Here is an 8,826-nt window from a genome sequence, read left to right on the forward strand (position 1 = left end):
ATGTACAATTAATCTTCTTGAAATCTTGCAAGCTTTCGCCACATAGCAACGACACCCGGATGACTCCCCCTTCCGCCCACGAAGCCGATTGCCAACAACCCAGACACAGGAACCCCAGGCCATGACGACCTCCAGCTATCCCGATACCCGCCTACTGATCGCCAACGAATGGGTCGACGCCACCGGCGGCAAGACCATCCCCGTCGTCAACCCGGCCACCGGCCAGGCCATCGGTACCGTTGCACACGCCACCATCGCCGACCTCGATCGCGCGCTGGCCGCGGCCCAGCAGGGCTTCGAAAAATGGCGCGACGTGCCCGCCGTGGAGCGCGCGGCCATCATGCGCCGCGCCGCCAGCCTGCTGCGCGAGCGCGCCGGCGACATCGCCCGCCTGCTGACCCAGGAGCAGGGCAAGCCGCTGGCCGAAGCGAAGGGCGAGGCCTTGGCGGGCGCCGAGATCATCGACTGGTTCGCCGCCGAAGGCATGCGCGTGTACGGCCGCATCGTCCCGTCGCGCAACCCGGCTGCCCAGCAGCTGGTGCTGAAGGAGCCGGTCGGCCCCGTCGCCGCCTTCACGCCGTGGAACTTCCCCATCAACCAGATCGTGCGCAAGCTGTCCGCCGCGCTGACCACCGGCTGCTCGTTCCTGTGCAAGGCGCCCGAGGAAACCCCGGCGTCGCCGGCAGCGCTGCTGCAATGCTTCGTCGATGCAGGCCTGCCGCCTGGCGTCGTCGGCCTCGTGTTCGGCGACCCGGCCGAAATTTCCGGCTACCTGATTCCCCATCCCGTCATCCGCAAGGTGACGTTCACCGGCTCGACGCCCGTGGGCAAGCAGCTGGCGGCACTGGCCGGCGCGCACATGAAGCGCGTGACGATGGAGCTGGGCGGCCACGCCCCCGTCATCATCGCCGAGGATGCGGACGTGGCGCTGGCCGTCAAGGCAGCCGGCGCGGCCAAGTTCCGCAACGCCGGCCAGGTGTGCATTTCGCCCACCCGCTTCCTGGTGCATAACGCGGTCAAGGCCGAATTCACGCGCGCCCTGGTGCAGCATGCGGAGGGCCTGAAGCTGGGCGACGGCCTGCAGGAAGGTACCACCCTGGGCCCGCTGGCCAATGCACGCCGCATCACGGCCATGGCAGCACTGGTGGAGGACGCCCGGGCCAAGGGTGCGACGGTCGCCACCGGCGGCGAGCGTGTCGGCGACGCCGGCAATTTCTTCGCCCCGACCATCCTGGCCGACGTACCGCTCAATGCCAGCATCTTCAACGACGAGCCGTTCGGCCCCGTGGCAGGCGTGCGCGGCTTCGACAGCCTGGAAGAAGCCATCGCCGAGGCGAACCGCCTGCCTTACGGCCTGGCCGGCTATGCCTTCACGCGCTCGATCAAGAACGCGCAGCTGCTGATGAACCGGATGGAAGTGGGCATGTTGTGGATTAACCAGCCGGCCACGCCGAGTGCCGAGCTGCCGTTCGGCGGCATCAAGGATTCGGGCTACGGTACGGAAGGCGGTCCGGAGGCACTGGAGTCGTACCTCAACACGAAAGCCGTGTCGATGGTCGGCGTGTAAGGTTTCAAGGACCCCGCAGCGGGGCCGGCATTGGCCGGCTCCGGTCAGCTGCGGCTGGCGCTCATGCGCGCCAGCACGCGGTCCACTTCCTGCTGCATCTGCGTCGACAGGTTGATGAACTGGCAGCCCAGCTGCAGCTGTTCGCCCAGCAGGAAGGAGCGGAAGCGGCGCGCCAGGCGGATTTCCAGGTCGCAGATGACGACCGTGTCGGCGCCCAGTTCCAGGCGCACCCGCTGCAGCTTGCGGCCGATGTGCAGGCCGGCCGCTTCGCGCGGCGAGCAGCGCATGCCGACGCCTCCGGCCGACACGTCGTACAGCTGCAGCTCGTAAGGGGTCCCGAACAGCACGAAGGAAGCCGTGAAGGCACCGGCCAGCGGCGTTTCCAGGCGCGTCGCCGAGCGGCGGTTCAGTACCATGGCCCGTTCCGGGAAGCTGGCGGGCACGTAGGTGGGATGGCCCGGCATCGCATCCCAGTCGCCGCGCAGCTCGAACTGGAAGCGGGCCGACTGCAGCAGGGCGACGAAGGTGCAGCGGCCCGGCGGCAGCACGACACCTTCGTTCAACTCGAGCATGAAGTGGGGTTCTTCCGGGTGCACCCACAGGATGCGCGCCAGCACGGGTGTCGACGAGCCGGTGGTGTAGATCGACACGGCTTCGCCCCGTTCGGCGATCCATTGCAGCGAGTCGCCGATCTGGTCGATGTCTTCCATCTCGTGGGCGCCTGCATTGATGCCGATGCGCTCGATCTGGTCGGCCGGGCGGGGCGGTCCCTTGCGGTTCGGGTGCGGCTGGCCCGGCACGAAGGTGCTTGCGTCGAATTTTGCTACGGACAGATTGCTCATTGGGTCCCCTAAGCTATTCCGCACGAAACTACCCCGGAATACCTGGGAGGCCGTCCATTTCGGACGACGCTGGGCGGAGAAGGTCCGCACTGCCATGGTATTGAGCAGGGTGGCACGGCTGCGACGGTTTTGGGCAGGTGCTTTCATGCGTTATGTCGAAGAGAATACAGTGAACTCAATGAGTAGGAAACAACTTAGTTGCTTTTAGGATTAGAAGATTTCCTCAGGCAACAAATAACGCCACTGACCTGTTGGTAATTCGCCTAATTTCACCTTGCCGATGCGCACGCGCTTCAGGCCGACCACATGCAGGCCCACCATTTCGCACATGCGGCGGATCTGGCGCTTCTTGCCTTCCCGTAAAGTAAAGCTCAGCTGGTCTTCGTTCTGCCACCGCACCTTGGCTGCCTTCAGCGGCTTGCCGTCCATCCACAGGCCGAAATTGAGCTTCTTCAGGTCGGCATCCGGCAAGGTACCCGGCTTAGTGTACTGCACGCGCACGAGGTATTCCTTGTCGATGTCGGTCGTCTCGCCGATGAGGTGCTTGGCAACGCGGCCGTCCTGCGTCAGCACCAGCAGGCCCACGGAATCGATATCGAGGCGGCCGGCCGGCACGAGGCTGCGCAGCTGGGTCGGGTGGAATTGCTCGGGCGACTTGTCCTCCGCCCAGCGGTTCTCCGGCTTGATCAGCGCCACCGCCGGCGTGTAGCCGTCCTCGGCCTGGCCGGACACATAGCCCATCGGCTTGTTGATCAGGATCGTCACCCGCTTGGACTGCTCGGCCGCGGCCTGGCGTTCCACCGTGATTTTCTGGCTGGGGTAGACCTTCGTGCCCAGCTCGGAGACGACCACGCCGTCCACCCGCACCCAGCCCTTGGCGATCCATTCGTCGGCCTCGCGGCGGGAGGACAGGCCCAGTTCGGACATGCGCTTTGACAGGCGTAACAGTTCTTCAGACATCAGACTTTCAAGGCTTCCAATAAGTCGGTTTCAAGTTGCAGCTGGGTGCGGGTGTTGGCCAGCGCGGCGCCGTCGACGATGAACACGTCCTCGACCCGCTCGCCCAGCGTCATGATTTTCGCCGTGTGCAGGTTGACCTTGTAGTTGGTCAGCACGTTGGCGATGGAGTACAGCAGGCCCGTGCGGTCGTTGGCCGCCACGGACAGCAGGTAGAACTGGCCCCGTTCGTCCGGCCGCAGGTCCACGGTCGGCTGGATCGGGAAGGTGCGCGACAGCCGCGACAGGCGGCCCCGGGCCGGGGTCGGCAGCGGCCCGCCCGAGATGAGCAGGTCGCACAGCTCGTGCTCGATCAGGCTGATGATGTCGCGGTAGCTCTTGGCGAAGCTCTGCTCCGTCACGAGGAAGGTGTCGAGTGCGTAGCCGTGCCGCGTCGTGTGGATCTTCGCATCGAGGATGCTGAAGTTCTTGCGGTCGAAATAGCTGCAGATGCGGGCGAACAAATCCGGCTGGTCGCGGATGTAGACGGCGATCTGCAGGCCTTCGCCGATGGGCGCGAGACGGCATTTCACCACCGGCTTGTCGCTGTTTAAACGGTCGTACAGTGCGCGCGTCTGCCAGGCGATGTCCGACGAATCGTGGCGCAGGAAGTAGGCCATGTCGAGCTGCTGCCACAGGGGCTCGTGCGCGTCCGGCGGCAGGCCGTACAGGCGCAGGGTGGCCAGCGCTTCCTGCTGGCGGTTCTTCAGCTCCCTGTCGGCCGACGGCGGCTCGCCGCCCAGCACGCGCAGGGTCATCTTGTACAGGTCTTCCAGCAGCTTGGCCTTCCATGCGTTCCACACCTTCGGGCTGGTGCCGCGGATATCGGCCACCGTCAGCAGGTACAGGCCCGTCAGGTGCCGCTCGTCGCGCACGGTCCTCGCGAAGGCCGTGATGACGTCCGGGTCCGACAGGTCCTGCTTCTGCGCCACCTGCGACATCAGCAAGTGCTGCTCGACGAGGAAGGCCACCAGCTCCGTCTCGTCGCCGCTCATGCCGTGGTCCTGGCAGAACTGCACGACGTCGGCCACGCCCAGCTTCGAATGGTCGCCGCCGCGGCCCTTGGCGATGTCGTGGAACAGGGCGGCCACGTACAGCAGCCAGTGCTGCGGGTAGTTCGCCATCAGCTGGCTGCAGTACGGGTACTCGTGGGCGTGCTCCGTCATCGTGAAGCGGCGCATATTGCGCACCACCATCAGGATATGCTGGTCCACCGTGTAGACGTGGAACAGGTCGTGCTGCATCTGGCCGACGATCTTGCGGAAGTTCGGCAGGTAGCGGCCGAGGATGGACAAGTCGTTCATCCGCCGCAGCGCGTGGATGATGCCGACCGGTGCCTGCAGGATGCGCAGGAAGTATGCCCGGTTGACGGGGTCGGCGCGGAAGCGTCCGTCGATCTTGAAGCGCTCGTGCCACAGCGCGCGCGTGGCGCGGGCCGTAATGCCCTTCAGCGCCGGGCGCTCCGTCATCAGCACGAAGATTTCCAGCATGGCCGACGGCGTCTTCTCGAACACGTCGTCGGCGCTGATGTCGATGAAGCCGTTCACTTCGTTGAAGCGGGCGTTGATGGGCTGCGGGTCGTCGTCCTGCGGGAACAGGCGCGCCTCGATGTTCTGCAGCAGGATGGTATTGAGCTGCGTGACCGTCTTGGCGGCCCAGTAGTAGCGCTGCATCAGGTATTCGCTGGCACGGCGCATGTGGATGCCGCTGCCGGTCGAATGCAGGCCCAGGCTTTCGGCCACGGCCGTCTGCACGTCGAACACGAGGCGGTCTTCACGGCGGCCCGCGTGCAGGTGCAGGCGCACGCGGATGTCCTTGAAGGCCCGTTCCTTCTCCATCAGCTGGCGTGCCTCGGTCTGCGTGATCAGGCCCCGCGTGGCCAGGGTGCGCCACGAACTGGCCAGTCCGGCCGCGCGCGCCACCCAAAGGATCACCTGCAGGTCGCGCAGGCCGCCCGGGCTTTCCTTGCAGTTCGGCTCCAGCGAAAAGGCCGTGTCCTCGTACTTGGCGTGGCGCTGGCGCATTTCCGACGTCTTCGCATGGAAGAAGGCCTGCGGGTCCATGGCCGCGTCGTAGGCCTGCTGCAGCTGCTCGAACAGCTGCTGGTTGCCCGTCACGAGGCGCGCTTCCAGCAGGCTCGTTTGCACCGTGATGTCGGCCTTCGACTCGACCAGGCACTCGTCGATGGTGCGGATGCTGCTGCCGATTTCCAGGCCCAGGTCCCACAGCAGCTGGACGAATTCCTCCAGCTTCCTGCGCGTGTCCTCGCCGGGCGGCTTGTGCAGCAGGATCAGCACGTCCACGTCGGAATTGGGGAACAGTTCGCCCCGGCCGTAGCCGCCCACGCCCACCAGCGCCGTTTCATGCGGCAGGCCCGCTTCTTCCCAGGCCTGGGCCAGCACGGCGTCAACGCTCTGGCGCAGGCCGCGCAGCAGCTTTTCCGGCTTGCCGTCTTCGTTGAACGTGGCGATGACGACGGAGCGGTCCGACTTCAGGCGCGCCTTCAACTGGCTGCGCAGCTGCTCGCGCGGCTGCGCGCTGTTCGGGCTGGGGGCAAGGCTGGACATGAGCGTGGGGCGTGGTGGCGGAAACGTCAGGCCGCCTTGGCGTCGGTGATGAAGGCGGGCGGCGGCGGCGAGCCGGCCGACAGGGTCAGCACCTCGTAACCGGTTTCCGTCACCAGCACCATGTGTTCCCACTGGGCCGACAGGCTGCGGTCCTTCGTCTTGATGGTCCAGCCGTCGTTCATTTCGCGGATGTCGCGGCGGCCGGCGTTGATCATCGGCTCGATCGTGAAGATCATGCCCGGTTTCAGCTCGTCGCCCGTGCCGGGTTTGCCGTAGTGGAGCACCTGCGGCTCTTCGTGGAATACCTTGCCGATGCCGTGGCCGCAGAATTCGCGCACGACGCTGTAGCCGGCCTTTTCCGCATGCACCTGGATGGCGTGGCCGATATCGCCGAAGTGACCGCCCGGACGCACCTGGGCGATGCCCAGCCACATGCAGTCGTAGGTCACTTCCGTCAGGCGCTTCGCCAGGATCGACGGCTCGCCGATATAGAACATGCGGCTGTTGTCGCCGTGGTAGCCGTCCTTCGTGATGATGGTGATGTCCAGGTTGACCACGTCGCCGTTCTTGAGCACCTTGTCGCCCGGGATGCCGTGGCAGATGACGTCGTTGACGGAGGTGCAGATGGCCTTCGGATACGGTGTGTAGCCGGGCGGCGCGTAATTCAGCGGTGCGGGCACGGTGCCTTGCACGTTCGTCATGTACTCGTGGCACAGGCGGTCCAGCTCGCCGGTGGTGACACCCGGCTTGACGAAGGGCGTGATGTAGTCGAGGACTTCGGAACCCAGGCGGCCGGCGATGCGCATGCCTTCGATATCTTCGGGGGTCTTGATGGAAATGGCCATATTGTTCGGATCGTATTCGGTAAGGGCGAATGCCCGTTGCAAGGGAGGATTATAAACGAGGCCCACGGCGCGGGCTGGCGCCCGATTGTTGATTCAGGGTAAGAATTTGCGCTTTCTCAGCAAAAAGCCACAACGCGGGTCAGAACGGACTCAGGTACTGCCCCGTTCGATCAGCTGGAAACCCGTGTCCGTCACGGCCGGCATGCGCTTCGCTGGCGGCACGCCCGTCAGGCGCTCGACGATGGCGTGGGCTGCCAGTGCCCCGATCAGGCTGCCGTCCACGCGCACGCTCGACAGGGGCGGGTAGGTGTGGGCGGCGAAATTCAAGTCGCCGAAACCGAGGATGGCCAGGTCGTCGGGAATGCGCAGGCCGCGGCTGACCGCTTCCGTCATCGCGCCCTGGGCCAGCGTATCGGAGCTGCAGATCACCAGTTCGATATCGGGATGCCGGGCCAGCAGGCGCGCGCAGCCTTCGCGGCCCAGTTGCAGGCTGGCCGGCGTGGGCACGACGTCGGTGGCGACCACCTCGATGCCCTGGCGTCCCAGCGCCGCCTGCAGTCCCAGGTGGCGTCGGCTGGCGCGGGGATCGTCGGCCGTCAGGATGGCGAAGCGGCGGTAGCCCTTGGTCAGCATGCGCGCGGCCACCGTGTTGCCCACTTCCTCGTGCGAGAAGCCCACCAGCATGTCGATGGGGAAGGGCGTCAGGTCCCACGTCTCGACGATGGGAATGCTGATGCTCTGCAGGCGCCGGCGCGTGTTATCCGAGTGCAAGGTGCCCGTCAGGATGATGCCGTCCGGCCGGCGGCTCAGCACTGTCTCGACGAGGATCTCCTCGCGCCATACTTCGTAGCTGGCCAGGCCCAGCAGCAGCTGGTAGCCCGCGTCCGTCAGCTTGTCGCTGGCGGCCTGCACCATGTCGGCGAAGATGGGGTTGGCCACAGTCGGCAGGATCAGGGCGACCAGCTTGCTGCGGTCCGTCCCATGTTCGGCCGGTGCGCGGTTCTTGGCATAGCCCGTCTCGCGCACGGCCGCCTGGATCTTGGCCAGGGTGCCCGGCCGCACCAGGTGCGGCTGGTTCAGCGCGCGCGACACCGTGATGGCCGACACGCCCGCCGCGCGTGCCACGTCGGACAGGGTGGCGTTGGTGATGCGGGGCTGGTCGGGTAAGGGGGGCACGGGGTCCATGGTCTTCGTTGCTGAGAAACGAGGATTTTACCGCGAGACCCCGCGGCCGGGGGCGGCCCGGCCGGGTCCGACCCCGGCTTCCCGGGCTTTTTTTAGGCGCTGTCACCCGGTCGCGGTGAACTGTCTCACCGGCATTTAGCTTCCTGCCGGGAACAATGCAGCCCGTAAAAATTGCTGCGGCGTGCTCAGGTGCCGACAGTCGAGCCCGTGAATCCAGCCCAGGTAGTGGGGCAGGTAGCGGCTCGCCACGCCGTGGAAGCGGATCAGCCAGCTCTTGAACACGGCGTGATACCGGTTCACGTTCTGGACATGGATTTCCCCCAGCGCCCGCTCGCCCTGGCGCAAATTGACGGCCCGGTGTGCGATGCCGTGATCTTTCGCAAAATCCCGATAGGCTGTCGCCGCATCGGTCGCCAGCAGCACGGCCTTGTCCAGCACGGGTAATAAATGCTGCTGCAACTGCGCTACCGTGACGGGCCCGCGCCCCGGGACGAAATCGCAAGTGCGGCCTTGCCGGTCTCGCGCCACCAGGATGCAGTCCAGTTCGCCGCTGATGCCGCGCTTTTTCGCGTGGCCGCCGCGCCGCCGGGGCGGACGCGTCATGTGACGCGCGCCCTTCTGCGATTCCAATAAATACGTTTCGTCGGCCTCGACGATGCCGCTCAAGGGCTTGGGCCGGTCGTCCTTGGCCATGGCGAGAAAGCGGTGGCGCCAGCGAAAGCTCGTGTTGCGGTGAATGCCGGTTGTTTCCGCTGCCGCGCGTACCGTCATCGAACCCAACATGCACTGCAGGAACGGCAACCATTTCTCGCGCAGCCGGATAA

General features: G+C 65.8%; 7 protein-coding genes. 1 reads left to right on the forward strand and 6 read right to left on the reverse strand.

The features are described from left to right. Positions 1-121 precede the first annotated feature (121 nt). Positions 122-1,567 carry an NAD-dependent succinate-semialdehyde dehydrogenase gene (locus GM672_RS21405; RefSeq protein WP_155472562.1) on the forward strand — a complete coding sequence of 482 codons (1,446 nt, stop codon included), beginning with the start codon at positions 122-124 and terminating at the stop codon, positions 1,565-1,567. Between the two features lie 44 nt (positions 1,568-1,611). On the opposite strand, the gene GM672_RS21410 is transcribed toward GM672_RS21405, so the two are convergent. From GM672_RS21410 to GM672_RS21435, 6 genes are all read right to left on the reverse strand, one after another. After that, positions 1,612-2,409, reverse strand: a complete 798-nt coding sequence (locus tag GM672_RS21410) for a flagellar brake protein (RefSeq protein WP_229417861.1) — start codon at positions 2,407-2,409, stop codon at positions 1,612-1,614. A gap of 210 nt (positions 2,410-2,619) precedes the next feature. Beyond that, positions 2,620-3,369: a pseudouridine synthase gene (locus GM672_RS21415; RefSeq protein WP_188915876.1), complete on the reverse strand. Its 750-nt coding sequence runs from the start codon at positions 3,367-3,369 to the stop codon at positions 2,620-2,622. Beyond that, positions 3,369-5,972, reverse strand: a complete 2,604-nt coding sequence (locus GM672_RS21420; RefSeq protein ID WP_155472563.1) for a [protein-PII] uridylyltransferase — start codon at positions 5,970-5,972, stop codon at positions 3,369-3,371. The genes GM672_RS21415 and GM672_RS21420 overlap by 1 nt, the downstream gene beginning before the upstream one ends. 26 nt (positions 5,973-5,998) lie before the next feature. Further along, a complete protein-coding gene (map, locus tag GM672_RS21425; RefSeq protein WP_155472568.1) occupies positions 5,999-6,817 on the reverse strand; it encodes a type I methionyl aminopeptidase in 819 nt (272 codons plus the stop codon). A gap of 150 nt (positions 6,818-6,967) precedes the next feature. Next, positions 6,968-8,002 carry a LacI family DNA-binding transcriptional regulator gene (locus GM672_RS21430; protein WP_155472564.1) on the reverse strand — a complete coding sequence of 345 codons (1,035 nt, stop codon included), beginning with the start codon at positions 8,000-8,002 and terminating at the stop codon, positions 6,968-6,970. 135 nt (positions 8,003-8,137) lie between these two features. Beyond that, positions 8,138-8,826: IS1595 family transposase (locus GM672_RS21435; RefSeq protein WP_155472565.1), on the reverse strand; the 689-nt coding region annotated here is incomplete at its 5' end.

This window comes from Pseudoduganella buxea (assembly GCF_009720835.1).
Taxonomy (GTDB): Bacteria; Pseudomonadota; Gammaproteobacteria; order Burkholderiales; family Burkholderiaceae_D; genus Rugamonas; species Rugamonas buxea.

Coding starts and splice junctions, on each gene's coding strand:
- GM672_RS21405 (WP_155472562.1), top strand. CDS start 122: ATGACGACCTCCAGCTATCCCGATACCCGCCTACTGATCGCCAACGAA.
- GM672_RS21410 (WP_229417861.1), bottom strand. CDS start 2,409: ATGAGCAATCTGTCCGTAGCAAAATTCGACGCAAGCACCTTCGTGCCG.
- GM672_RS21415 (WP_188915876.1), bottom strand. CDS start 3,369: ATGTCTGAAGAACTGTTACGCCTGTCAAAGCGCATGTCCGAACTGGGC.
- GM672_RS21420 (WP_155472563.1), bottom strand. CDS start 5,972: ATGTCCAGCCTTGCCCCCAGCCCGAACAGCGCGCAGCCGCGCGAGCAG.
- map (WP_155472568.1), bottom strand. CDS start 6,817: ATGGCCATTTCCATCAAGACCCCCGAAGATATCGAAGGCATGCGCATC.
- GM672_RS21430 (WP_155472564.1), bottom strand. CDS start 8,002: ATGGACCCCGTGCCCCCCTTACCCGACCAGCCCCGCATCACCAACGCC.